This window comes from Pseudonocardia kongjuensis, assembly GCF_039526905.1.
Taxonomy (GTDB): domain Bacteria; phylum Actinomycetota; class Actinomycetes; order Mycobacteriales; family Pseudonocardiaceae; genus Pseudonocardia; species Pseudonocardia kongjuensis.
Genome location: NZ_BAAAJK010000043.1, coordinates 1 through 24,850, shown reverse-complemented (window position 1 = coordinate 24,850; position 24,850 = coordinate 1). Strand labels below are relative to the sequence as shown.

20 protein-coding genes are annotated in these 24,850 nt (G+C 75.0%); 11 read left to right on the top strand and 9 right to left on the bottom strand.

Annotated elements, in window-relative coordinates; genetic code table 11:
* Together ABD160_RS27135 and ABD160_RS27130 are read left to right on the top strand one after the other, a co-directional pair.
* The coding region (locus tag ABD160_RS27135; protein ID WP_344027485.1) for a 2-oxo acid dehydrogenase subunit E2 at window positions 1–751 on the top strand (751 nt) is incomplete at its 5' end.
* 67 nt (window positions 752–818) lie between these two features.
* Window positions 819–1,334: an FxsA family protein gene (locus tag ABD160_RS27130; protein ID WP_344027483.1), complete on the top strand. Its 516-nt coding sequence runs from the start codon at window positions 819–821 to the stop codon at window positions 1,332–1,334.
* 63 nt (window positions 1,335–1,397) lie between these two features.
* Here ABD160_RS27130 and ABD160_RS27125 read toward each other — a convergent pair whose 3' ends face one another.
* Together ABD160_RS27125 and ABD160_RS27120 are read right to left on the bottom strand one after the other, a co-directional pair.
* Window positions 1,398–1,532, bottom strand: coding sequence for a hypothetical protein (locus ABD160_RS27125; RefSeq protein WP_344027481.1), 135 nt, complete (start codon window positions 1,530–1,532; stop codon window positions 1,398–1,400).
* A 303-nt stretch (window positions 1,533–1,835) separates the two neighbouring features.
* The gene (locus tag ABD160_RS27120; protein WP_344027479.1) at window positions 1,836–2,594 is read right to left on the bottom strand and encodes an SDR family NAD(P)-dependent oxidoreductase; all 759 of its coding nucleotides are present in this window, start codon (window positions 2,592–2,594) and stop codon (window positions 1,836–1,838) included.
* 342 nt (window positions 2,595–2,936) lie between these two features.
* Here ABD160_RS27120 and ABD160_RS27115 point away from each other — a divergent pair, with 342 nt between their 5' ends.
* Window positions 2,937–4,127, top strand: coding sequence for an ATP-binding protein (locus ABD160_RS27115; RefSeq protein ID WP_344027477.1), 1,191 nt, complete (start codon window positions 2,937–2,939; stop codon window positions 4,125–4,127).
* A gap of 192 nt (window positions 4,128–4,319) precedes the next feature.
* Window positions 4,320–4,640, top strand: coding sequence for a GroES family chaperonin (locus ABD160_RS27110; RefSeq protein ID WP_344027476.1), 321 nt, complete (start codon window positions 4,320–4,322; stop codon window positions 4,638–4,640).
* A 283-nt stretch (window positions 4,641–4,923) separates the two neighbouring features.
* On the opposite strand, the gene ABD160_RS27105 is transcribed toward ABD160_RS27110, so the two are convergent.
* A complete protein-coding gene (locus ABD160_RS27105; protein WP_344027474.1) occupies window positions 4,924–5,316 on the bottom strand; it encodes a pentapeptide repeat-containing protein in 393 nt (130 codons plus the stop codon).
* A 573-nt stretch (window positions 5,317–5,889) separates the two neighbouring features.
* On the opposite strand from ABD160_RS27105, the gene ABD160_RS27100 reads away from it, so the two are divergent.
* Together ABD160_RS27100 and ABD160_RS27095 are read left to right on the top strand one after the other, a co-directional pair.
* Complete coding sequence (locus ABD160_RS27100; RefSeq protein ID WP_344027472.1) at window positions 5,890–7,788, top strand: VanW family protein; 1,899 nt, start codon at window positions 5,890–5,892, stop codon at window positions 7,786–7,788.
* Between the two features lie 96 nt (window positions 7,789–7,884).
* Complete coding sequence (locus tag ABD160_RS27095; protein WP_344027470.1) at window positions 7,885–8,310, top strand: CBS domain-containing protein; 426 nt, start codon at window positions 7,885–7,887, stop codon at window positions 8,308–8,310.
* Window positions 8,311–8,434: 124 nt separating this feature from the next.
* Here the strand turns inward: ABD160_RS27095 and ABD160_RS27090 are convergent, their stop codons facing one another.
* Window positions 8,435–10,282, bottom strand: coding sequence for an acyl-CoA dehydrogenase (locus ABD160_RS27090; protein ID WP_344027468.1), 1,848 nt, complete (start codon window positions 10,280–10,282; stop codon window positions 8,435–8,437).
* A 271-nt stretch (window positions 10,283–10,553) separates the two neighbouring features.
* Between ABD160_RS27090 and ABD160_RS27085 the strand changes: the two genes are divergently transcribed.
* From ABD160_RS27085 to ABD160_RS27075, 3 genes are all read left to right on the top strand, one after another.
* Entirely contained in the window at window positions 10,554–11,756 is a 1,203-nt protein-coding gene (locus ABD160_RS27085; RefSeq protein ID WP_344027466.1) for a peptidoglycan recognition protein family protein, read from the top strand.
* A gap of 81 nt (window positions 11,757–11,837) precedes the next feature.
* Window positions 11,838–12,251: a hypothetical protein gene (locus ABD160_RS27080; protein ID WP_344027464.1), complete on the top strand. Its 414-nt coding sequence runs from the start codon at window positions 11,838–11,840 to the stop codon at window positions 12,249–12,251.
* A 14-nt stretch (window positions 12,252–12,265) separates the two neighbouring features.
* Entirely contained in the window at window positions 12,266–13,453 is a 1,188-nt protein-coding gene (locus ABD160_RS27075; protein ID WP_344027462.1) for a class I SAM-dependent methyltransferase, read from the top strand.
* Between the two features lie 12 nt (window positions 13,454–13,465).
* Here the strand turns inward: ABD160_RS27075 and ABD160_RS27070 are convergent, their stop codons facing one another.
* Entirely contained in the window at window positions 13,466–14,095 is a 630-nt protein-coding gene (locus ABD160_RS27070) for an IspD/TarI family cytidylyltransferase (protein ID WP_344027460.1), read from the bottom strand.
* Window positions 14,096–14,207: 112 nt separating this feature from the next.
* On the opposite strand from ABD160_RS27070, the gene ABD160_RS27065 reads away from it, so the two are divergent.
* A complete protein-coding gene (locus ABD160_RS27065; RefSeq protein WP_344027458.1) occupies window positions 14,208–17,165 on the top strand; it encodes a LuxR C-terminal-related transcriptional regulator in 2,958 nt (985 codons plus the stop codon).
* A 160-nt stretch (window positions 17,166–17,325) separates the two neighbouring features.
* On the opposite strand, the gene ABD160_RS27060 is transcribed toward ABD160_RS27065, so the two are convergent.
* The 4 genes from ABD160_RS27060 to ABD160_RS27045 form a co-directional block, all read right to left on the bottom strand.
* Window positions 17,326–18,798, bottom strand: coding sequence for a dynamin family protein (locus ABD160_RS27060; RefSeq protein ID WP_344027456.1), 1,473 nt, complete (start codon window positions 18,796–18,798; stop codon window positions 17,326–17,328).
* Window positions 18,795–20,579 (bottom strand): dynamin family protein, encoded by a 1,785-nt coding sequence (locus tag ABD160_RS27055; protein ID WP_344027454.1) that lies wholly within the window; start codon window positions 20,577–20,579, stop codon window positions 18,795–18,797. The genes ABD160_RS27060 and ABD160_RS27055 overlap by 4 nt, the downstream gene beginning before the upstream one ends.
* 247 nt (window positions 20,580–20,826) lie before the next feature.
* Window positions 20,827–21,633: an IniB N-terminal domain-containing protein gene (locus ABD160_RS27050; protein ID WP_344027452.1), complete on the bottom strand. Its 807-nt coding sequence runs from the start codon at window positions 21,631–21,633 to the stop codon at window positions 20,827–20,829.
* Window positions 21,634–21,755: 122 nt separating this feature from the next.
* Window positions 21,756–22,574 (bottom strand): hypothetical protein, encoded by an 819-nt coding sequence (locus ABD160_RS27045; protein ID WP_344027450.1) that lies wholly within the window; start codon window positions 22,572–22,574, stop codon window positions 21,756–21,758.
* A 292-nt stretch (window positions 22,575–22,866) separates the two neighbouring features.
* On the opposite strand from ABD160_RS27045, the gene ABD160_RS27040 reads away from it, so the two are divergent.
* A partial coding sequence (locus ABD160_RS27040) for an Hsp70 family protein (protein WP_344027448.1) occupies window positions 22,867–24,850 on the top strand: 1,984 nt, incomplete at its 3' end.

The following is a 24,850-nucleotide window of genomic DNA, read 5'->3' as shown; positions in this document are numbered from 1 at the left end:
CGCCGCCGCACCCGCGCCCGCCGCACCCGCGCCCGCCGCCGCGCAGGCCCCGGCCGGCGACCGGCGGGAGCCCATCCGCGGCGTCCGGAAGGCCACCGCCGCCGCGATGGTCGCCAGCGCCTTCACCGCACCGCACGTCACCGAGTTCCTCAGCGTCGACGTCACCGGCATGATGGCGCTGCGCGACCGGCTCCGCGGATCGCGCGAGTTCGCCGGGGTGAAGCTGACCCCGCTCGCGTTCGTCGCGAAGGCGGCCTGTCTCGCCGCCGCCCGCACCCCCGCGGTCAACGCGACCTGGGACGAGCGGGCCGGCGAGATCGTCTACTACGAGCGGGTGCAGCTCGGGATCGCCGCCGCGACCCCGCGCGGCCTGCTGGTGCCGAAGATCCGCGACGCCGACCGGCTCGCGCTGCGCCCGATGGCGGAGGCGCTGACCGAGCTCACCGAGACCGCCCGGGCCGGCCGGACCGCACCCGCCGACCTGGTCGGCGGCACGTTCACGATCACCAACGTCGGCGTGCTCGGCGTCGACACCGGTACCCCGATCCTGAACCCGGGCGAGTCCGCCATCCTGGCCGTCGGCTCGATCAAGCAGGCGCCCTGGGTGGTCGACGGCGAGCTCGCCGTGCGCACCGTCTGCCAGCTCGCGCTGTCGTTCGACCACCGGATCGTCGACGGCGCCGAGGGCTCCCGGTTCCTCGCCGACGTCGGTGCCCTGCTGGAGGATCCGGGGGTCGCGCTCACCTGGTAGGAGGCCGCCGATCGGGCGGATTCGGACGGATCGGGAGCAGAACGGCGCCGTCGCGCGTTACCAGGACATGCCGTTCGTGCTGCTCTACATCGTGCTCGAGGTGCTGGCGATCGTCGCGCTGGCGTCCTGGATCGGTGCGGGCTGGACCATGCTGGTGCTGCTCGCCGGGTCCGTGCTGGGCCTGCTCCTCGCCCGCCGCGAGGGGATCCGCGCCGCGCGGGCGCTCGGCGCCGCCGTGCAGCGCGGGAAGCTCGCGCACGAGGAGGCCACCGACAGCCTGCTGATCGCGATCGGCGGCGTGCTGCTGTTCCTGCCCGGCCTGATCACCGACCTGCTCGGGCTGGCGCTGGTGTTCCCGCCGACCCGCGCGCTCGCCCGCCGGCGGATGGTCCACGCGGCGGAGCGCGCGGCACCGGGCCTGCGCACCGCGCGGATCCGCTACGGCGCGACCGTGGTCGACGGCGAGACGGTGACCGAGCCGCGGCCGTACCGGCCGACCGGGCAGCCGACGATCACCGGTCCCGCGGCCGGCGGCGGACCGGTGATCGAGGGCGAGATCGTCGACGACGACCGGCGCGACTGACCGGCGCGACCGACCGGCGTGACCGACCGGATCGGCGGGGCGCCGTCGGGCACCCCGCCGCGCTCACCAGCCGGGCCGGGTGCCGACGAGCAGATTCCGCAGGCTCTCCAGCCGGCGACGACGCTGCGTATTCGGGCGCATCCGCAACGTCGAGTGGTGCGTCTCGGCGGCACGGTGCCGTCCACGACGTCGGGTCACGGCGCTTCCTTCCGGGGGCGGGAACGGGTGCGACATGGTGTTCGGTCACCATATTCGCTGGTCGCGGCCGGTTCCGGAAGGTCGGTCGGCCGAGGCCACCGGATCGTGACTACAGCAGTGTGATTCAGGTCCCCGCGTCTCACGGACGGTCGGCGCGGTGTCGACCGGGCGTCGCCGGACCAGTGGCGACACCCGGCCGATCTCACTCTCGGTGATGGGCGGTCCGTCGCGCCGGACGGGCCGGGCACCTGGTCGTCGGCCCGGAGCAGCGGATGAACACCGCCGCGGCCCGACCCGCGCCGCTCAGCGGGAGCCGCCGTCCAGCCGCAGCACGGCCCCGGTGCAGTACGACGACGCCCGCGATGCCAGGTAGAGCGCCGCACCGGCGATCTCGTCCGGCTCCCCGGCCCGTCCGAGCGCGATGGTCTCGGCCGCCTGCGCGGCGAACGCGTCGAGGTCCCACGCGCGCGAGATGTCGGTGAGGAACGGGCCGGCCTGGATCGCGTTCACCCGCACGGTGTGGCCGAAGGTGTGCGCGAAACCGACGGTCAGGCTGTTCAGCCCGGCCTTCGCCGCGGCGTAGGGCAGCTCGTGCGCGGTCGGCCGGGTGGCGGCGATCGAGCTGATGTTGATGATCGAGCCGCCGCCGTGCGCGGCCATCCGGGCGCCGATCACCGCGGTCAGCCGGAACGGTCCCTTCAGGTTGACCGCGAGCACCTTGTCGTAGAGCGCCTCGGACACGTCCTCCGGGGAGTCGTAGAGCGGCGACATCCCGGCGTTGTTGACCAGCACGTCGATCCGGCCGAACTCGGCGTACGCGCGTTCCACCAGGTGGTCGCAGTCGGCCCAGTCGCCGACGTGACACGGCACCCCGACCGCGCGGACGCCGTGCCCGGCCGCGATCTCGGCCGCCGCCCGCTCGCAGGCGTCCGGCTTGCGGCCCGCGAGCACGAGATCGGCGCCGTGCGCGGCGAACGTCTCGGCCATGACGCGGCCCAGCCCGCGGCTGCCGCCGGTCACCAGCGCGACGGAGCCGGACAGGTCGAACATCGGATCGGACACGGGATCTCCCGGGGCTCGTCGGGTCGGACGGGGATCGGAGCGGCGCGGCGGCCGGCCGGCGCAGCCGCGCCGCGTCGACGTGCCGGCGGTCCCCGGTCTCGGGCGGACCGGCGCGTGTCCCCCTCCGGAACGACGCCCAGTGTGGAGCAGGCGGGCCCGCGGGCCCGGCACCGAACCCGGGAATCGGCCCGGAGATCCCACATCTGCGGTACACCGACGGCGTCGGGCCCGGGGCGGCGACGAACGCGCGCCGCTGGGCCGGGCGGGTGATCGGCGACGACACGCCGGGGCGGCGATACCGCCGTCTACGGAATCCGGAAGATCGGCGGATACCGTCGGATCATGGACCCGGTGCGCAACCCGTTCGCCCCCGGCGCCGGGCAGCGCCCGCCCGAGCTGGCCGGCCGGGACCGCGAGGTGGACGCCTTCGAGATCGTCCTGGAGCGGGTGGCGCGGGGCCGGCCGGAGCGCAGCCTGGTGCTCACCGGCCTGCGCGGGGTCGGCAAGACGGTGCTGCTCGGCGAGCTGCGCTCGATGGCGATGCACGCCGGCTGGGGGGCGGGGAAGATCGAGGCGCGGCCGGAGGCCGATCTGCGCCGCCCGCTGTCGGCGGCGCTGCACCGCGCCATCCGCGATCTCGCCGTCCGGCACCGCGCCCCGGAGCGGATCGACGAGGTGCTCGGCGTGCTCAAGGCGTTCGCGCTGCGGTCGTCGCCGGAGGGCACCAAGCTGCGCGACCGCTGGCAGCCGGGTATCGACGTGCCGGTCCGCAACGGCCGGGCCGACTCCGGTGACATCGAGATCGACCTGGTCGAGCTGTTCACCGAGGTGGCCGAGCTGGCGCAGGACGTCGGGTCGGGCATCGCGCTGCTGATCGACGAGATGCAGGACCTGCGGGCCGAGGACGTGTCCGCGCTCTGCGCGGCCTGCCACGAGCTCTCCCAGTCCCGGGTGCCGCTGGTCGTGGTCGGCGCCGGGCTGCCGCACCTGCCCGCGGTGCTGTCGGCGTCGAAGTCCTACTCCGAGCGGCTGTTCAAGTACTCGCGGATCGACCGGCTGGACCGCTCCGACGCCGACTTCGCGCTGCTGGCCCCGGCCGAGCGGGAGGACGCGACGTTCGACCGGGAGGCGCTCGACGACCTGTACCGGCGCTCCGGCGGCTACCCCTACTTCGTCCAGGCGTACGGCAAGGCGGCCTGGGACGCCGCGCCCACCAGCCCGATCGGGGTGCGCGACGTCGCCATGGCCGCACCGGAGGCGGAGGCCGAGCTGGCCGTCGGGTTCTTCGGCTCCCGGTTCGAGCGGGCCACCCCCGCCGAGCGGGAGTACCTGCGTGCGATGGCCGAGCTGACCGACGGCGAGGACCTGCCGGTCGAGACCGCGGCCGTCGCCAAGCACCTGGAGCGACGGGCGTCCTCGCTGTCGCCGGCCCGGGACAGCCTGATGAAGAAGGGTCTGGTGTTCTCGGCGCAGCGCGGCCAGATCGCCTTCACCGTCCCGCACTTCGGGCGATACCTGCTCGCGAACACATGAGCACTCGCCCGTCCGAGTGAAATGAAGTTGCGCCGTAACGCTTCGCCGGTAGGGGACGACATCCCTGGTGAGCCCCGCGGTGCCACCGGACCCCCGACTCGGTCGCACCGCGGGGCGTTCCACGTCCGGGGCCTTCCCCGCACCCCCCGGGCGCTGCCGGGGGCGCCCCGCGCGGCCCGTAGCATCTGCCGGGTGGCCGAGCCCAAACTCGAGATCCAGATGCTTCATGACCGCGTCATGATCAAGGCGATCGAGGGTGCCGGTGAGCGACGGAGCTCGGCCGGAATCGTGATCCCGGCAACCGCACAGGTCGCCAAGCGTCTGGTCTGGGGAGAGGTGGTCGGGGTGGGGCAGCACGTGCGCACGGTGAAGGCCGGCGATCGTGTCCTCCTCGCCGCCGACGACCAGTACGAGGTCGAGATCGGCGGGATCGCCCATCTGGTGATGCGCGAGCGGGACCTGCACGCGGTGGCCAGCGAGGCCGCCCAGTACGGGACCGGTCTCTACCTCTGACCCCTGGTTCCGCGGGCCCGCGCGGGTGCGGAACTGCAGGAACCACGGCAGTGCGGAAAGGAAGTCCGACGTCATGCCCGAGCGTCAGTCCCCGTCCGGTGAGGCCACCGAGCAGCCGGTGACGTCCTCACCGGATCCGGCGACGGGACCTGGTGACGAGGCCGGAGGGGGTCCTGCGACCACGGAGTCGTCCGGCCGGCCGGTGATGCCGGCCCGCCGCCCCTCCCCCCGGCCCGTCCCCGCACCGCAGGCCGACGGAACCGCCCCGGCGGCCGGACGGCCGTCACCGGCCCCGCGCCCCGCGGACCCGGCCGAGGCCGCCGAGCAGGCGCCCGCCGAGTCCGCCGCGGCCCGGTCCGTCGCCGGTCAGGCCGCTGACCCGCAGTCCGAGCCGGACGGCCGTTCCGGCGCCGGAGCGGTTCCGGCCGCCGGGGGCGCGGCCACCGGATCTCCGCGTCCGTCGCCCGCGCCGCGTTCCGGCGGGGCGCCGGGTGCCGGGCAGCCACCGGGCCCCGGGCAGCAGGGCGCCGGTCAGCCGGGTGCCGGGCAGCCGGGTGCCGGGCAGGTCGGCGCGGCTCAGCAGGGTTCCGGACAGCAGGGATCCGGACAGCAGGGATCCGGGCAGCAGGGTTCCGGGCAGCCGGGCGCGGCCCAGCAGGGTGCGGCGCAGGCCCACCAGGGTGCGGCCCAGGCGCAGACAGCTCCCCAGGGCCAGGCCGGTGCGGCCGCCGCCGGATCGGCTGCGGCGCCGACCACCCCGACGCCGGCCGGTGCCGGTCGGCCGGGCAACGGCCCCCAGGCGGGCTCCACTCCCCCGGAGGCCGGCCGGACCGACGCACGACCCGAGAGCCGCCCCGACGGCCGGCCCGAGAGCCGCCCCGACGGCGCCACCCGCCCCGGACCCGGCCCCCGGCCCGCCGCCGCGGCCGGAGCCGCCGGAGCCACCGCGGCCGGAACCGGTGCCGCCGGAACCGGTGCGGCCGGAGCCGGTGCCGCCGGGAACGGCGGAGCCGGCGGTGCTGCCGGTGTCAGCGGACCTGCCGGTGCTGCCGGTGCCGGCGGACCTGGTGGTACCGGTGGGGCCGGTGGGGCCCAGCAGGCCCCCGGCGACACCGCCGAGCCCGCCGCTCCCGTGCAGCCGGACTCGCCGACCGTCCCCGCCCCCACCCCGCAGTCCGCGGGCGCCCCGACCGTCGAACACCCGCCCGCCCCGACGAGCACCGACCAGGACACCGTCCGGGTCGCGCCGGTGAGCGAGCAGCAGACCCACGTGCTGCCCCGGGTGACGCCCGCGTCGGCGCAGGCCGAGGACGGTTCGGCGGCCCGGACCGAGCAGATCCGCACCGGCGGCGCCGCGGCCTTCGGTGGCGGCACGGCCGCGACCGGTCCGGGTGGCCCCGGCGGGCCCGGTGGACCGGGCGGGCCCGGTTCCGACGCCGCCGGTTCCGGCGACGGTGACGGTGAGGGCCGCTCCGGCAGCCGCCGCCCGAAGGCGCTGATCGTCGCGGCCGTCGCGCTCGGCCTGCTGGTCGTCGGGTACGTCGGTGATCTCGCGCTGTCCTCGGGCAGCGTCCCGCGCGGCGTCGTCGTCGCCGGGCAGGAGATCGGTGGCATGTCCCGCTCGGCGGCGACCGAGAAGCTGCAGGCCGCGATCGAGCCGCGGTCCACGGCACCGGTCCCGGTACAGGCCGGTGAGATCCAGAGCGAGATCGACCCGCGGGCCGCCGGCCTGCGGGTGGACTACGAGCGCACCCTCGACGAGGCCGGGGAACAGCCGCTCAACCCGTTCACCCGGATCGCGTCGTTCTTCGGGAACCGGGACGTTCCGGTCGTCAACACCACCGACGACCGGGCGGTCCGCACCGCGCTCGAGCAGATGGCGCCGCTGGTGATGAAGGAGCCGACCGAGGGCTCGGTCCGGTTCGACGGGCTGGAGCCGCAGCCGGTCGAGCCCGAGCCCGGCCAGGAGCTCGACGTCGACGCGGCCGTCGGTGTGGTCGAGCAGCGCTGGGCGGACGGCGAGCCGGTGCAGCTGCCGCTGATCATCGAGCAGCCCGTCACCACGCCCGCCGACGTGCAGCAGGCGATCGAGGAGGTCGCCCGGCCCGCCGTCTCGGGTCCGCTGACCGTCACCGGCGAGGGCGCCAACGCGACCATCCCGCCGGAGCAGATCGCGAGCTCGCTGAGCTTCACCGCGGACCCGGAGGGCGCCGCCAAGCTCAAGCCGGTGATCGCGACCAAGACCCTGGAGGACGCGGCCGCACCGCAGCTGGCCGAGACCGAGCGGCCGGGTGTCGACGCCGAGCTGGACTTCGCATCCACCCCGCCGCGGGTGGTCCCCTCGGAGGACGGCCGCGGGGTCGACTACGAGGCGACCTTCGCCAACGTCCTGCCGGTGCTCACCGGCGAGGGCCCGCGCGAGGTCCCCGCGGTGTACGCCGAGCAGCCCGCCGAGATCACCACCGCGGACCTGGAGTCCCTGGGCAACGCGGTCGAGATCAGCACCTTCACCACCGGCGGATTCGCGGCCGACTCGGGGCAGAACATCCGGCGCGCCGCCGAGGCGGTGGACGGCCAGATCGTCGCGCCGGGCGAGACGTTCAGCCTCAACGCGGTGACCCTGCCCCGCAACGAGGCCAACGGCTACGTCGAGGCGGGCGTGATCGAGGACGGGCACCCGGCGCGCGGCGTCGGCGGCGGCGTCTCCCAGCTCGCGACGACGCTGTACAACGCGTCGTACTTCGCCGGGATGACCGACATCGAGCACAAGGAGCACAGCTACTACATCAGCCGGTACCCGGTGGCCCGCGAGGCGACGGTGTTCAACAACCTGATCGACGTCAAGTTCCGCAACGACGGGCCGACGGCCGTGCTGATCAGGACCAACTGGACGCCCAGCAACGTCACGGTGACCTTCTTCGGCCAGAAGATGTGGGAGGTCGAGTCGGCGACCGGTCCGCGGACCAACCCGACCGAGCCGCAGGTCGTCGACATTCCGGCGGGCGAGGCGTGCAGCCCGAGCAACGGTGCGCCCGGCTTCACCGCCACCGACACCCGGACGATGCGCAACGTGCAGACCGGTGAGACGCAGTCGGAGACGCGGACGGTGAGGTACAACCCTCAGCCGATCGTGCGCTGCGGCGGCTGATCCGGTGATCCCTCGGTCCGGAAGCTGACGAGAGGTCCGTCACATTCGTACCCTGATCCCTCGGCCGACGGCGGAGCGAGGGATCGGGGTTACCGGATGCGCATCGGGGACATTCTCAGGACCAAGGGCAGCACGGTCACGACCGTGGCGCCGGACGCGCCGGTGACGGAGGTACTGCGCTTCATCGCCGAGCAGAACGTCGGCGCCCTGCCCGTGGTCGACGCCGGCCGCCTGGTCGGCATCGTGTCCGAGCGCGACGTCGTCCGCCGGCTGCACCAGCAGGGCAGCGGACTGCTCGACGCCCGGGTGTCCGACGTGATGACCGCGGACGTGGTGACCTGCGGCCCGGACGACGGCGTCGGGGACCTCGGGCGGGTCATGACCGACCGCCGGATCCGGCACCTCCCGGTGGTCGTCGACGGCGAGCTCACCGGGATCGTCTCGATCGGTGACCTGGTGAAGGCGCGGATCGACATGCTCGAACAGGAGCGCGAGCAGCTGGAGAGCTACATCGCCCAGTAGCGCGGGGCCGCGGCGCCACGAGCGCGCCGCGCCGATGATCTCCGGCGCCGGCCGCACCGCCGGACATGAGCGGGCCCCGGGCGGGGAGTCCGCGCCCGGGGCCCGTCTCATCGGCGGGGCCGGATCAGAACGCGGCCTCGTCCAGCTCCATCAGTGCGTTGTCGGCGTTGTCGATGATCGCCTTCTCCGACGTCAGGCGGGGCAGCACGGTCTTGGCGAAGAACGACGCCACGCCCACCTTGCCCTCGTAGAACGCCCGGTCCCGGGCCGGTGTGCCGTCCGTGCCCAGCGCGTCCAGGGCGACCGTCGCCTGCCGGAGCAGCAGCCAGCCGACGAGCAGGTCACCGACCGCCATCAGCAGCCGCACCGTGTGCTGGCCGACCTTGTACAGGTTCGTGACGTCCTCGGCGGAGGCGTACAGGTGCCCGGTCAGCGAGCCGAGCATGCCCTGGACGTCGGTGAGCGCGGTGCGCAGCAGCTCGCGCTCCTCCTTGAGCCTGCCGTTGCCCGCGTCGGAGTCGATGAACGCGGACACCTCCCCCGCGACGTGCGCCAGCGCCTGGCCGTTGTCCCGCACGATCTTGCGGAACAGGAAGTCCAGCGACTGGATCGCGGTGGTGCCCTCGTACAGCGAGTCGATCTTGGCGTCCCGGATGTACTGCTCGATCGCGTAGTCCTGCAGGAAGCCGGAGCCGCCCAGGGTCTGCAGCGACTGGACGAGCTGCTCGGTGGCCCGCTCCGAGCCGACCCCCTTGACGATCGGCAGCAGCAGGTCGTTGACCTTCTCCGCCAGCTCCGTGCTGATCCCTCCGCCGGTACCGCCCTCGTCGCCGAGCCGGATCCGGTCCTGGAACGTCGCGGTGTAGGTGTAGACGGCGCGCAGCCCCTCGGCGTACGCCTTCTGCAGCATCAGGCTGCGCCGGACGTCGGGGTGGTGGGTGATCGTCACCCGCGGCGCGGTCTTGTCCGTCATCCGGGTCAGGTCGGCGCCCTGCACCCGCTCCTTGGCGAAGTCCAGCGCGGTCAGGTAGCCGGCCGACAGCGTGCCGATGGCCTTGGTGCCGACCATCATCCGGGCGTACTCGATGACCTGGAACATTTGGGCGATGCCGTCGTGGACGTCGCCGAGCAGCCAGCCGACCGCGGGCGTGCCGTGCGCGCCGAAGGTCAGCTCGCAGGTGGTGGACGCCTTGAGGCCCATCTTGTGCTCGACGTTCGTCACGAAGGCGCCGTTGCGCTCGCCGGGCTCACCGGTCTCGGTGTCGAAGTGGAACTTCGGCACGAGGAACAACGACAGGCCCTTGGTGCCCGGCTTCGCGCCCTCGGGGCGGGCCAGCACCAGGTGCAGGATGTTCTCGGTGAAGTCCTGCTCGGCCGAGGTGATGAAGCGCTTCACGCCCTCGATGTGCCAGGTGCCGTCGTCCTGCGCGACGGCCTTGGTGCGGCCGGCGCCGACGTCGGACCCGGCGTCCGGCTCGGTCAGCACCATGGTCGCGCCCCAGCCGCGCTCGATCATGAGCTCGGCCCAGCGCTTCTGCTCGTCGTTGCCGTTGCGGTGCACGATGCCGGCGAAGTTCGGCCCGGCCATGTACATGAAGACGGCCGGGTTGGCGCCCAGCATCATCTCGGCGGCGGCCCACTGCACCGACGGCGGGATGCCGTAGCCGCCCAGCTCGGTCGGCAGGCCCAGGCGCCACCACTCGCCGTCCCAGAGGACCTTGTAGGCGTCCTTGAGCTCCTGCGGGGTGCTCACCGAGAACGTCGCCGGGTCGAAGACCGGCGGATTGCGGTCGATCGTGGCGTAGTGCTCCGCGAGCGGGCCGGTGCAGACCGCGGACAGCTCGGTCAGCACGCCCTTGGCGGTGTCGAGATCGACGCCCTCGAACGGCCCGGTGCCGAGGTGGTCCTGCACCCGGAAGACCTCGAAGAGGTTGAACTCGAGGTCGCGCAGGTTGCTCTTGTAGTGGCCCATCAGTCCTTCACCGCCGTTCCTGCCAGGGCCGATCCCATTACCGGCCGGTAACTGCCTCCAGAGTATTACTGGTCGGTAACCAGTGGCAAGGCCGGCTGCCGCCCGGCGCAGCGACACGAGCGAGTGACGCATTCGTCCGGCGTGCCCGACACGTCGATCAGCTGTGATAGCCGAGAATGGCGTGACGCCAGAGACGCAGGGGACGTCCGTGGCGCATGTGACTCAGGGCGACGCCGGTGGTATCGGGTGACGTCCGGAAGGGCGGACGACCATGGGCGAAGCGGAGGCGCGCGCACGCTGGAGCCGGCGCGGTGCGCTGGTCGTCGGAGCTGCTGCGGGGGCCGGTCTGGTGGTGCCGGGCCTGGCCGGCCGGGCGCACGCGGCCGAGCCGCCGACCACCGAGCCCGCGCCGCGGCCGGGCCCCGCGACCGTGCCCGGCCCGGACTCCGTGCCCGGACCGCAGGGGATGCCCGGGCCGGCCGCCGGGGCCGGCGGGCTGGCCGAGGCCGTCCGGGCCCCGTACATCGCGCGGTGCTTCGAGTGGGGGGCGCGGAAGCCGAAGTTCCCGCCGAAGATCTGGGACCGGCGGCCGATCCGGATCCTGGTGCACCACACGGCCGGGGCGAACACCACCGACTACAGCGTCGGTGCGGCGCACCGGCTCGCCCGGGGCATCCAGGCGTACCACATGGACAGCAACGGATGGCTGGACTCCGGCCAGCACTTCACGATCTCCCGCGGCGGGCACATCATGGAGGGCAGGCTGTACAGCCTGGGCGAGCTCAACGGCGGCCGCCGCGTCGTCGAGGGCGCGCACAGCCCCGGCCAGAACGTGATCGCGATCGGGATCGAGAACGAGGGCACCTACATCGGCGTCGATCCGACGGCGGCGCTGTGGAACTCGCTGCGCGCCACCTGCGCCTACATCTGCATGAAGTACGGGATCGCGCCGACCGAGCTCTACGGGCACCGCGACTACCGCAACACGATCTGCCCGGGTGACCGGCTCTACGGGATGCTGCCGCGGCTGCGCTCGGAGGTCGCCGGGCTGCTCGGGCGCCGGCTGTCCCGGACCGAGGCGGGCAAGGCGAGCTGGCCGCTGCTGCGCGAGGGGTCCTCCGGCGCGCTGGTCGAGGCGGCGCAGTACCTGCTGCGCGACGCCGGGACGCTGCACGCGAAGCCGGACGGCCGCTACGACGAGCGGACGGTCGAGGCCGTCACCGCGTTCCAGACCGCGCACCGCGCCGACGACGCCAACGGCATCCTCGGCGGGGAGTCCTGGCCGGAGCTCGCGCGCACGGTGCACGCCGGGACCGAGGGCGACGCCGCGCGGGCGGTCGAGGTGCTGGCGGCGTACCGGAAGGTGGAGAGCGTGCCGGACGTCGTCGACCATCCGGTCTGGCAGCGGCTGCTCGGCACCGGCGGAGCGCCGGTGCCGGTCGCGGAGGACCCGCCCGGCGTCCTGGACCGCTGACGCGGGATGGCCGGCGGGGCAGGTAACGACTGGGCGTTTCGGGCGAAATACGGCTGTCTGTCGGGTACCGTCGTCGACGCTATGGACGAGCCTCCGCCACAGGTGCGCCGCGCCGTCGGCTGGTGGGCCGCGGCCGTCGCCACGCAGGTCGCCGCGGTACTGGTCGCAGCGACGACGCCCCCGCGCAGCGGCGTGCTCACCACCACCGCACTCGTCCTGATCATGCTGGCGGTGCCGGCGGCGCTCGCCCACCGGATGCTGGCCGGGCGCGCCCGTGCCCGCACCGGCCTGGTGCTCGCCGGTGCGGTCGGCGCGCTGCTGGCGCTCGTCCCACCCGGGACGCCGTCGCCGTTCACCGCCGCGTCCGGGGTGCCCGCCGTGCTGGCCGGGCTCGGCGTCGGCGCCGCGGTGCTGACCGTGGTGGCGGCACTGGCGTCGTTCACCCCGCGGGTCTCGGACTACCTGGCCGTCCCGGGGGCACCCACCAACGGGTGAACTAGTCTCGCCGGGTGCTCAACCGCTGCCCCGCGTGCGACGCCCCCGCCGCCGAGCCGTTCTTCTCGGTGACCGGACTCCCGGTGCACGGGACGGCGGTGCTGGCCGATCCGGCGTCGGCCCGCGCCGTGTCGGTCGGCGACCAGGTGCTGGTGCTGTGCGGGCACTGCGGGACCGTGTTCAACCGCGACTTCGCCCCGGAGCTGCTCGACTACTCCGGCGACCACGAGGAGTCCCAGCACCACTCGCCCCGGTTCGCCGCCTACGCCGAGCAGATCGCCGCCGACTGGGTGGCGCGGTTCGGGCTGTCCGGCGCGCACGTCGTCGAAGTCGGTTGCGGTTCCGGCGACTTCGCGGCCGAGCTGCTCCGGGCCGGCGCCGGCCGGGTGACCGGGATCGACCCGCACTTCGTCCCGGAGCGGGTCCGCCCGGAGCTCGCCGGCCGGCTCACCGCGGTCCCGGCCGAGTTCGCCCGCGACCAGGTCGAGCCGGGCACCGCCGCGCTGGTCTGCCGGCACACCCTGGAGCACATCCCGGCGCTGGCCGGGTTCGGCGCGGAGCTGCACGCCGGGCTCCGCCGCGGCGGCGGTCGCGCGCTGCTCGCCGAGGTGCCCGATCTCGGCCGGATCCTGGCCGAGGGCGCGTTCTGGGACCTGCAGTACGAGCACTGCTCCTACTTCACCCCGGCGACGCTGCGCACCTTCCTGCTCGGCGCCGGATTCGCCGATCCGGCGACCCGGCTCACCTACGCCGACCAGTACGTCGTCGCCGAGGCGGGACCGGACGGCACGCCCGGCCCGGCGGCCCTCGCACCGCAGCTGCTCGACGGGCTCCGCACCGCCTGCCTCGACTTCGCGGCCCGGGTCGGCGACCAGGTCGGACGCTGGCGGTCCTGGCTGGGCGAGCGGGCGTCCGCGGGGGACGAGATCGTCGTCTGGGGCGGCGGGGCGAAGGGACTGACCTTCCTCAACGTCGTCGAGGGCGGGGGTGCCGGCCCGGGTGCGGTGCGCGGCGTCGTCGACATCAACCCGGGCCTGCAGGGCCGCTTCATGGGTGGTCTCGGCCTGCCGATCCGCGCGCCGAAGGACCTGCTCGACTCGCCGCCGCGCGCGGTGCTGCTGATGAACCCGGTCTACACCGGCGAGGTCAGGTCCACCCTGGACGGCCTCGGGCTGGGCAGCACCGAGCTGCTCGCCGTCTAGCGGCGTCGCGGCTCACCCCGCCAGCCGGCGCACGACGGCCAGGTCCTCCGCCGTCGCGACGTGCAGGTTCGCCGGGTCCCCCGGCACCGTCACGATCCGGTGGCCGCGGGCGGCGAGCATCCCCGAGTTCTCCACCGGCCGCGGCGCGTCCGCGTGCGCCGCGCGCAGCACGTCCGCCCGGAACGCCTGCGGGGACTGGGTGAGCACGGTGTCCTGTTTGGGCAGCGTCTCGACGACCACGCCGTCGACCACCCGCTGCACGACCTCCAGCAGCGGGACGACCGGCACCGCGCCGTCCGCGCCGTCGCGCACCGCGGCGACGACGGCGCGGAAGATCCGGTCCGCGGCGAGCGGATGGGCCGGATCGGCGAGCACCAGGATCCCGGCGTCGTCCGGCACGGCGGCCAGGCCCGCGCGCAGCGACTCGGACTGGTGGTCCCCGCCGGTCGCCAGCGCGTCCACCGGCGCGCCGTCCCACGCCAGGCCGGGCGGCAGCACCAGCGCGACCCGGTCGCAGGTGCGCCGGGCGGCGGCGACCGTGTGGTCGACCAGCCGGGCCCCGGCCAGCTCCTCCAGCTGCTTCAACCGCCCGTAACGGGCCCCGCGCCCGCCGGCCAGCACGACCGCCCACACCTCGTCCACCACAGGGGTGATCCTGCCCGGGCCCGGCCGGGGTCCGGTGGCCGCACCCGATAGCCTCGAACACCCCGTTCGGGGGACCCGTGAGCAGCGACGAGGAGCGACGAGGAGCGACGTGACGGCGACCGCCCCGACCACCTCCCCGCTCGCCGGCGGGCCGGTGTCCACCGCGCTCGTCCGCGCGGTCGCCGAGGACCCGGCGGCGCCGCGCACGCTGGCCGTGACCGGCCCGGCGGGATCGGGGAAGTCGGTGGTGCTGCGGGAACTGGCCCGGGTCTGGTCCGCGGCCGGGGCGCAGGTCGACCGCGTCCCGGGCACCGACCCCGGCCGGGTGGTGCTGGTCGACGACGCGCACGAGCTGCCCGACGACGTCCTCGACGAGCTCCGCGCGTTCGCGGCCGATCCGGCGGCCCGGCTGGTCGTCGCGTTCCGGCCGTGGCCGCGCGGGCGGGCGCTGGCCCGGCTCGGGGCGGCGCTCGCCGCGTCCGCGCCGCCGCTGGTGCTGGGCGCACTGGACGCGGCCGGGGTGCTGGCCCGCGCGGTGCGGATCACCGGTTCCCGGCCGTCCGACGAGACCGTGCGCGTCGTGCTGGAGCGCACCGCGGGTTCGCCGCTGCTGGTCGACCGGCTGCTGGCCGCGTCCGGTGGCGCCTCGGGTGTCCCGCCGGAGCTGGCCGAGCAGCTGGGCTACGCGATCGACGCCGAGGACCGCCGGGTCGTCGACCTGGTGACGGCGACCGCGCTGGGGGCGCCGCAGGACAGCGAGGTGCTGGTCCCGCTGCTCGGGCTCGCCGACGCGGCGGGCAGCGGCATCGACGAGCTCGACGAGCTGGTGCAGCGGGCCGTCGCGGCCGGCCTCTGCACCCCGGACGGCCGGGTCGTCCCGCTGGTCGGCGACGCCGTCCGCGGCCGGGTCCCGCCGGCCCGCCGGACCGAGCTGCGCCGCTCGCTGGCCGAGATCGAGCTGGACCGCGGCGGCAGCGTGCTCGCCGTCGCCCGGACGCTGCGCGGGTCCGGGGCCACCGGCGACCGGGCCGCCGCGGTGTTCCGGGCGGCCGCGGCGGAGGCGGCCCGCTCCGAGCACCCGGACGCGGTCCGCTTCTACGCCGAGGCCGTCGCGGCCGGGACGGCCCCGCTGGTCGTGGCCGCCCGGCGGGCCGAGGCGCACCTGGTCGCCGGGGACCTCGACGGTGCGCTCGGGCACGCCGACGCGGTGCTGTCGGCGACCGACGCCGTCGAACCGGAGGACGCGGTCCGGGCCGGGTCGGTGGCCGCCGCGGTATTGGCCCGGCGCGGCCTGCTGGTCCGCAGCGCCGAGCTGTACCGGTGGACGGCCGCGGTCGCCGGGGAGCGGCTGCCGGCCGCCGCGGTGCCGGTGCTGATCGGCACCGGCGCCTGGGCGGAGGCCCGCGAGATCGGCGGGGCGGGGGCGCTCGTCCCCGGCCGGGCACCGACGCTCGTCGACGGCGCCGACGATCTCACCGCCCGCGGGATCCTCGACTCGGTGCAGGGCTCGCCGACCGCGGCGCTGTCCGGCCTGGCCCGCGCCGCCGGGCTGCTGGAGGGCGCGCACGGCGCCGCGCTGCTGCCGGACACCCCGGCCGCGCTCGCCGCGCTCGTCGCGGTGCACACCGGCGAGTTCGACGTCGCCTCGTCGGTGCTGGACCGAGCGCTGCGGACCGGTCTGGGCGGCGCCCCCGCCCGGCCCCGGCACCGGCTGCTGCTGGGCTGGATCGCGCTGCTGCGCGGCGCCACCGGCCCGGCCGCCGAGCGGCTCGACGCGGTCGACGCCGACGCCGCCGGCCGCCCGCTGGAACCGCGCGACGAGTTCCTGGCCGCCGCGCTGCAGGTCGCGATCGCCCGCCGCAACTCCGACCTGGGCGCGCTGATGCGGGCCTGGACCCGGGCCCGGCAGGCGATCGTCCGGCACCCGGTGGACCTGTTCGTGCTGCAGCCGCTCGGCGAGCTGGTCACCGCGGCGACCCGGCTGCGCGAGGAGAGCTGGGTGCGCCCGCACCTGGACGAGGCCGAGGCGTTGCTGGACCGGCTCGGCCGTCCGGCGCTGTGGGCCGCGCCGCTGCACTGGGCGCAGCTGCAGGCCGCGATCCTGGTCGACGACGCCGACGCGGCCCGGGAGCAGACCGCGGCCCTGGAGCGTGCCGCCTGCGGCAGCCGGTTCGCGCAGGCGATGGCAGCCGCCGCGCCGCACTGGGTCGGCGTGATCGAGGGCCGGGTCGATCCCGAGGCGGTCGAGGCGGCGGCGCGCGGGCTGCACGCGGTCGGCCTGTCGTTCGACGGTGGCCGGCTCGCCGGGCAGGCCGCGCTGCGCACCGACGACCGGCGCGCGGTCTCCGCGCTGCTGGCCTGTGCCAGGGCCCTGCAGGTCGCCGGGGCCGAGGCGCGGTCGGCGCAGGCCGGGGGCGCGGATGCGGCGGGCCGGTCCGGTGCGCGGGGACCGGCCGGGACCGCGCCCGGCGGACCGGCGGCCGGCGGCCCCGGATCCGGGACCGGAACCGGGCCGCAGGGCACGGGCCCGGTCGGCACCGCCCCGGGGCACCCGGCACGCGACGGCACCGCGCCGGGCGGCACCGCCCCGGGCGGCGCTGCTCCGGGTGGCGCTGCTCCGGGTGGCCCAAGGCGGGACGGCACCGGGCCGGGCGGCGGCAGATCGGCGGCGCCGGCATCGGGTGCCGCCGGCTCGGACGCCCCGTGGAACGGCGCGGGATCCGGCGCCCCGGCAGCGCCCGATCGGGCCGCCGTCGGGCCCGGCGGTGGCGCCGTGCCGGATCGGACCGGATCCGGGACCCGCGGCGCGGCCCACGACCAGGCCCGGGCCGCCACGGCGGGCGGCGCCGCCCGGGTCGAGCCGCCCCCCTCGCTGCTCTCCGACCGGGAGCTGGAGGTCGCCGAGCTGGTCGTGCAGGGCCGCACCCACAAGGAGATCGGCGAGGCCCTGTTCATCTCGGCCAAGACCGTCGAGCACCACGTCGCCCGGATCCGGCAGCGGCTCGGCGTCGGCGGACGCAGCGAGCTGCTCGACGAGCTCCGCCGGATCCTCGACGAGCGCGGCTGAGGCGGCGTTCCGGGTGGAGCACACCGCCGAGATGCGCAGCAGTGTCGTGCAGAGATCGACTTCTCGCGCTGTGGCGCATCTCGGCGGACGGGGCGCGGGCGCGCGCCGGGTATAGGGCCGTCGTGGAGGGGTGCTGCCGGCGGGGTGGCCCCGGATCCGGCTAGTGCGACACCGGCGCCGCGAGCAGCCCCTCGCAGCTGCGCACCACGATCCGCGCGGCCTCGGCCGACGCCCGGCCGGTTAGCGGGCTCTCGGCGCGGCGCCGCCAGCGGCGCAGCGCGTCGACCGCGGCGTCGTGCACCTCGCGCGGGCCGGCGCCGTCGTCCAGGCCGAGCCGGGCGAGGGCGGAGCCGCCGTCGCCGCCGAGCAGCCGCTCGGCGTCGGTCAGCGCGTCCGGCGGGAAGACGATCTTCCCGGCGCGCAGGTCGGACAGCGCGCGCAGCTCGACGAACTCGTGCGCCCCGGCCAGGATCCGCTCCACCTCGGTGCGCAGCGCGAGGGTCGCCGGCCGCGGCTCCCGGGTGAGCACGAGGTCCACCGCGAGCAGCGCGGACCGCGACTTGAGCAGGTCCCGGCGCTCGGAGAACTGGGTGTCGAGCACCCGGCGCAGCTCGTCCAGCCCGGACCGGCGGACCAGGTCGTCGGCGAGTGCGGTCGGGTCCGTGGTGCCCTGCCGGATCAGGGTGCTGGCCAGGCGGACCCCGAACAGGCCGAACCGCTCCAGCAGCCGGACCCGGGTGCCGGCGTCCGGCCGGTCGAGCTCGGTGCGGCCGAACCGGTCCGCCGAGAGCAGCAGCGCCTCGACGTCGGCGCGGGGCAGCGCGGCCAGCTCGGAGAGTGCGACGAACTCGTCCTGGCGCATCGTGCGGGCGGACTCGGCGAGCAGCCCGGCCACCGCGACGACGGTCTGGCACAGCCCGCGCAGCTTGTCGTCGCCCCGGTAGCGGCGGGCGATCCGGCGGGCCGAGGTGAGCGCGTCCAGCCGGCCGACGCCGATCTCGTCGGCCCGCGACAGCACCGCGATCGTGTTGACCGGGGTCGCGCGGGCGACGCCGCGGTCGTGGAAGGACTCCAGGAACCGCACGTCGCCGGCGTGCAGGTGGCGCATCAGGTAGACGACGGCGTCGGCGGGCGACGGCGCGTCCTCCGGGGTGAGGAACTCCCCGGCCCGGGCCGAGGTGTCGGCGGACAGCGACGCGATGCCGGGGGTGTCGATCAGGTTGGTGCGCCGCAGGTGCTGCGACGGCCAGTCCACGATCAGCCGGTCGACCTGCTCGACCGGGGCCCCCTGCAGGTCGATCCGCAGGGCGCCGTCCCGCCGGGTCAGGGTCAGCGGCCGTTCCGGCTGCCCGGGATCGCGCAGCCGCATCCGGACGCCGGGGGCGGGCGCGTCGGCGTACCAGGTGACGATCCGGGTGCACTCGCCGGCGTCGGTGGGGGCGATCCGCTCCCCGACCAGCGCGTTGAGCAGCGTCGACTTGCCCGCCTTGACCTTCCCGGCGATCGCGACGCGCAACGGCTCGTCGAACCGCTCCAGGTGGTGGCGCAGCCAGGTCGCCGCCTGCGGCGAGTCGCCGTAGGCGTCGAGCGTGCGCCGCAGCAGCCCGCGGACCTGGTCGGTGAGGGTGGTCACGACTCCACCGCCGCGGCCAGTTTCCGGGCCCGGTCGGCGAGCCCGCCGACCCGTTCCAGCTCGGCCTCCAGGTCGGCGACCCGCTGCTGCCGGGTCGCGTCGTCCTTGAGCGCGGTCTGGGCCGCCGACATCGACTCCTTCAGCGACTCCGAGAGGTCCTCGGCGAGCACGGTGAAGTGGTCGCGCAGCTCCCGCTGGATCTGCCGCAGGTTGTCCCGCGAGTCCTTGCCGACCTGGAAGGTCGCCTCGTCGACGTGCCGGCGGACGGCGTTCTTCGCGTCGGCCTGGCGGCGCTGCACGAGCCGCTTCTTCTCGTCCTTGACGGTCTTCGCGCCGAACAGCAGGCCGGCGCCGATCGACAGCGGATTGAGCAGGCCGATCCCGGCGACGGTGGAGGCGAGGCCGACCATCAGCAGGCCGCCGTAACCGCCGCGGAGCCCGACGAACAGCTTCTGGCCGACGCCGAACTGCTCGCCGACCGGCATCTCCAGCGCGTCCACCTTGCCGGCCACCGCGCCGCCGGAGATCCGCAACTCGGGCAGCTGGACGTCGACGTCCTCGGCGAAGTGCTCGGCGACCTGCTCGGCCAGCCAACGGGCCCGCTCGGTGGTCCACACGAAGTTCTGCGCGACGGCGTGCGAGACCTGCTTGTGGAACCACTCGGCGAACTGTTCCCAGATGTCCTTCGGGTCGGCGTCGTCGAGCAGCTGCTCGGCGTCCCGGGAGACCGCGCGGAGCCGGTCCCGCAGGTCGTAGTCGATGTCGGCGATGAGATCGGCGACGCCGTCGTTCAGCGTGGTCTGCCAGCGCGCCGAACGCTGCCGCAGCGCCTCCACCCGGGCCCGGGCGGCCTCCAGCTCCTTGGCCAGCGCGCCGGCCCGCTCCGGGTCGTTCTGCGACATCAGCTCGGCGCGCATCTTCGACTCGAGGGCCTGGCAGGTGACGAGCACGTCCTGGCTGGTGGACTTGCGGTCCAGGTCGTCGGCGCGGGCGACGACCTTGCGCAGCAGGAACCCGACCAGCGCCTGGAACCCGGACTCGGTGATCAGGTCGAGATCCTGGGTGCGGGCCGCGTGCAGCCGCAGCGCGGACGACACGGGCAGCAGATCGGCCTCGATCCGGGCGTTCCGGAGGTGGCCCTCGTCGAGCTCCACGATCCGCCGCCAGTGCGGGTAGAGATCGGTCTTGGTGACGACGCAGCCGACGTTCGGACAGAGCTTGCGCGCCGCCTGCAGGAAGTCGATCTCCGGCGCGGTGTACTCCTGGCTGGCGTCGGAGACGAGCAGCACGGCGTCGGCGGTCGGCAGCGCCGACATCGTCGCGGCGCCGTGCGCCGATCCGAGGCCGCCCACACCGGGTGTGTCCACCAGCACGAGGCCACTCTGCAGCAGTTTGCGAGGAAGGGTCACCTCGGCGCGCGTGAGACCTGCCCGGTTGCCCGGATTTCCCCCTTCCGAGACGTACTCGGCGAGCTGCTCGAGCGGGACCGGGGTGCGTTCGGAGCGCTCGCCGCCGTCGTGCTCGCGGACGAGGGTCACCGTCGTCTCCTCGCCGTACCGGACCAGGGTCGGCACGGCGGTGGCGATGTCGTCGTCGACCGGGCAGACGGTGGCGTTGACCAGCGCGTTCACCAGCTGGCTCTTGCCCTGCTTGAACTCGCCGACGACCAGCACCCGCACGTTCGGGTCGCTCAGCCGGGCCTTGGTCTGCTTGAGCCGCGAGGCCAGGTCCGGGCGGTCGTAGGCGGCGACGGCCTTGAGGGCGAGGTCGACCAGTCCCACCGCTTCCGGTACCGCCACCTGCCGACGCCCCCATCGCCCCGGAGCGGTTCCGGCCGCCGCTCGCCACGTTCTTGTCATGGATACACGAACGTCATCGGCCCCGGTCACCCACGGGTGGGTGACCGGGGCCGATGGGCCGTGCGGTCCAGCGCGCTGCCGCCGGCGGCAGCAGCGAGATGCTATCCCTTAGCCGACCGGGACTGTCTCTCAGCCGACCGGGACTGTCTCAGCCGACCGGGACTGTCTCTCAGCCGACGTTGATGTCGGCGGAGACGTCGTTGTGCGACAGCAGGTGGTTCTCGGTGGTGCTGTCGTCGGTGATGGTGGTGTCGTTGTCCTGGCTGGCGTCCACGTTGAACGAGTCCGTGAACTCGGTCGTCGTGGTGTTCGTCGTGGTGGTCTCGTTGAACGAGCCGTTGGTGTCGTTCGAGCCGGAGGCGCTGCCGCCGACCGCGACCGCGGAGCCGTCGTCGGCGGAGATGTCGCCGACCTTGGTGGCGTTGCCCGAGCCGAAGGCGGTGGTGTTGTCGTCGCCCTTCACCACGTCGTTGCCGTCGCCGACGATGTTGTCGTCGCCGGTGGTGATGACCGAGTCCTCGATGTCCCGGCCGGCCGCCACCGCGCCGTCGCCGGACGCGACGACCGAGTTGGTCTCGATGCTCTGGTTGAAGTTGCCGCCGCCGGTGTCGATGTTCTGGTTGATCGAGTTGTCGACGATGGTGTCGCGGTCGTCGATGTTGTACGTGTAGTGGTTGTTCGTCACGTACTTGTCGAGGTACTTGATCGGGTCCTCGCCCGGCTTCGGGTGCTCGACCGGCGGCGGCGGGGTGGAGTGGCCGCCACCGTGGTTGGCGCCGGTGCTGTAGTTCCGGTCGAACGAGACGTCGTCGTTGTCCTGGGACAGGACGATCGCGTCGTGCACGTCCTCGGCGCTGACCTCGGACAGGCCGCAGGAGGCCAGCAGGCCCTGCGGGTCGTCCTTGAACTCGGCCAGCAGCTTCGGGTCCCGCAGCAGGTCCAGGATGAACTGGATCAGCGACTTCTCGGCGGACATGGCGTTCTCCTCGTGTGGTGCCGTCGCGCTCGGGCGGCGACGGAAGGTGTGTGGTGGTGGGAGGGGTGGTCACCGGGCCGGGGTCGGGGCCCGGCCCGGTGACCGGGTCAGCGGGCTGACCGTCAGAGGATGTCGGCGTTCACGTCGACGGTGTTGTGCGAGCCGACGTGGTTCTCGGTGGTGCTGTTGTCGGTGAACGACGTGTCGTTGTCCTGGCTGGCGTCCACGTTGAACGAGTCCTCGAACGTCGTCTCGACGGTGTTCGTCGTGGTGGTCTCGTTGAACGAGCCGGTGGTGTCGTTCGAGCCGGAGGCGCTGCCGCCGATGGAGACCGCGGAGCCGTTGTCGGCCTTGATGTCGCCGACGCTGGTGGCGTTGCCGGTCCCGAAGGCGGTGGTGTTGCCGTCGCCCTGCACCACGTTGTTGCCGTCGCCGACGATGTTGCCGTTGCCGGTGGTGATGACCGAGTCCTCGATGTCCCGGCCGGCCGCCACGGCGCCGTCGCCGGACGCGGTGACCGAGTTGGTCTCGATGTCCTGGCGGAAGTTGCCGCCGCCGGTGTCGACGTTCTGGTTGATCGAGTTGTCGACGATGGTGTCGCGGTCGTCGATGTTGTACTCGTAGAAGTTGTCCTTGACGTGCACCTTCTCGTGCACGGCGGCCGCGTGGCCACCCTCCTTGCCGCCGCCGTCCCAGCCGCCGCGGCCGGTGCCGGCCCAGTCGACGCCGGTGTCGTAGTTGCGGTCGAAGGAGACGGTGTCGTTGTCCTGGGCGATGACGATCGCGTCGCGGACGTCCTCGACGGTCAGGTGGCCGAGGCCGTGCTCCTCGAGCGCGGCGACCGGGTTCTTCGCGAAGTAGTCCTGCATCTGGATGCTCTCGGAGCCGCTCCCGAGCAGGATCTTGATGAACTCGATGAGGGTCAGCTTCTCGCTCGCCATCGGAGACTCCCGTGTGTCGGTGTTGGGGTGACCGGCTCGGGGTGGTCGGCCGGTGTTGAGAACGAAAGCTAGGGGCGGCGCCGGTCGGGGCCATCGGGGATCGCTCCGGGTCCCGATAGGGGGCGTTAGGGGATCGCACCCCTGAAGCGGGTCCCCCGCGAATCACTGCGCCGCACGGGCTAACGCCGGACGCCCGGGGATCGATGGCTCTCTGGAGGGGCTCCGTCACCACTGGTGGCGGGCCCACGGGCGCGGCGAGTCGGGGGACCTGCTGCCGACGAGGGGACGGAGCATGTCCTACCTGCTCGGGATCGACCTGGGTGCGACCGCGGTGACCGCTGTGGCGGTGCGTACTGCGACGGGCGAGCCGGTGCGGCCCGCCGGGATCTCGCTGCCCGCCCTGCTCGTCGCCACCCCCGCCGGTGACCTGCTCTGTGGTGCCGCCGCCCGGCGGCGCGCACCGGCCGAGCCGGACCGCGTCGCGCGCGGCTTCCTGAACCGGGTCGGCGACCCCACCCCGCTCTCGCTGGGCGGGATCCCGTACCTGGCCGAGGATCTCTGCGCCCGCCTGGTCCGCGTCGTCGTCGACGAGATGACCGCCCGGCACGGCGGCCCGCCGTCCCGGATCGGCGTCACCCACCCGGTGTCCTGGGGCCGGCACAAGCGGGACCTGCTGGCCGCCGCGCTCGGCCGCCGCGGGCTGACCGTCTCGCTGGTCGCCGCGCCGCAGGCCGTCGCGCTCGCCTGGCGCACCGCCCGCGGTGCGGCGACCGGCGACACCGCCCGCGGTGCGGCGACCGGTGACACCGCTCGCGGTGCGGCGACCGGTGGCACCGACGTCCCGGGCGGCCGGCCGCTCGCCGTCGTCGATCTCGGGGGGAACGGGAGCACCGCGACGCTGCTCGCCCCGGCCGCGCCCGGCGTGCTGCCGGAGATCCTCGGCCGCACGGTCGCCTGCGCCGCCGGCGGCGCCGACGTCGACGACGCCGTGTTCGGCTTCGTCCGCGGCGCGACCCCCGGGCTGGCCGCCGCGTTCGACGCGCTCGACGTCGACGACCCCCGGGTGCTGGCCGCGCTCACCGTGCTGCGCGACGACTGCCGGGCGGCCAAGGAGCTGCTCTCCCGGGACACGGTCGCCGCGGTCCCGGTCGATCTCCCGGGGATCCGCACCACGGTCCGCATCCACCGTTCCGACCTCGACGAGCTCGCCGCCCCGGTCCTGGAGCCGGTCGCCGATCTGCTGGCCGACGTCGTCGGGTCCGCGCCGGACGCCGAGGTGCTGCTCGCCGGCGGCGCCGCACGGACCCCGGTCACGGTCCAGCTGCTCTCGGCCCGCCTGGGCAGGCCGGTGGCCGTCACCGCCGATCCGGTGCACGACGCCGCCCGGGGGGCCGCGCTCGCGGTCGCCCCCGGTGCCGGGACGTCCTGGCCGGGCACCTGGATCGCCCCGGTCCCGGCCGCGTCCGGCCGCACCGGCCCGGGTGGCACCCCGGCCGGTGCCGCACCGGACTCCACCGTCCCCGCCCCGGCGGCGGTGCCGGGCCCGCGCGGCCCGGCGCCGCGGACCGTGGTCCCCGCACAGCGTGCGGGCGAGCGGCGCCGGCCCGGCCGGGTCCGCCCGGAGCGCATCGGCTCGGCGATCGGGCTGCTCGATCCGGCGACCGGCCCGCTGCCCGCCGTCCCCGCGCAGCGCGACCCGGACGCCGAGCCGGACGTCCGCGCCGCCCGGCACCGCGCGGCGGACCCCGCGGACCGTGCAGGAGCCCGGCCGACCGCCCTGTCGGCCGCCCTGTCGACGGTCCCGTCGCCCGCCCGCGCGGCCACCCCGGAGGCTCCCGCCGAGCCGCCGGGCACCCTGGACACCCTGGTCACCCGCGATCCGGTGGGCCGGCCCGCGAGCCGCGTGCTGACCCGGCAGCGGGTGCTGATCGGGGCCGGCGGCCTCGCCGGCACCGTGGCGCTCGCCGGGGCGCTGCTGTTCTGGCCGTCGTCGTCGCCGACGCTCGGCGAGCTCAGCGCCGCCCCGACGCTGCCGAGCACCTCGGCGCCCGCGCCGTCGCCGGTGCCGCCCCCGGAGGTCCCGGCCGCCGGGACAGCCGGGATCGCCGGTGTCGCGGCCCCCGCCGGCGCGGACGCCACCGTCGCCGCACGGACCGCTGCGGGCGCCCCGGCGACCGCGAACGGCGCTCCCGCGACGGGTGCGGGTACCGCGGCCTCCCCCGCGCGGCCGGGGACCGTCGCGGCCGTGCCGCCCGCCGCGGCAGCGCCGGTGCCGC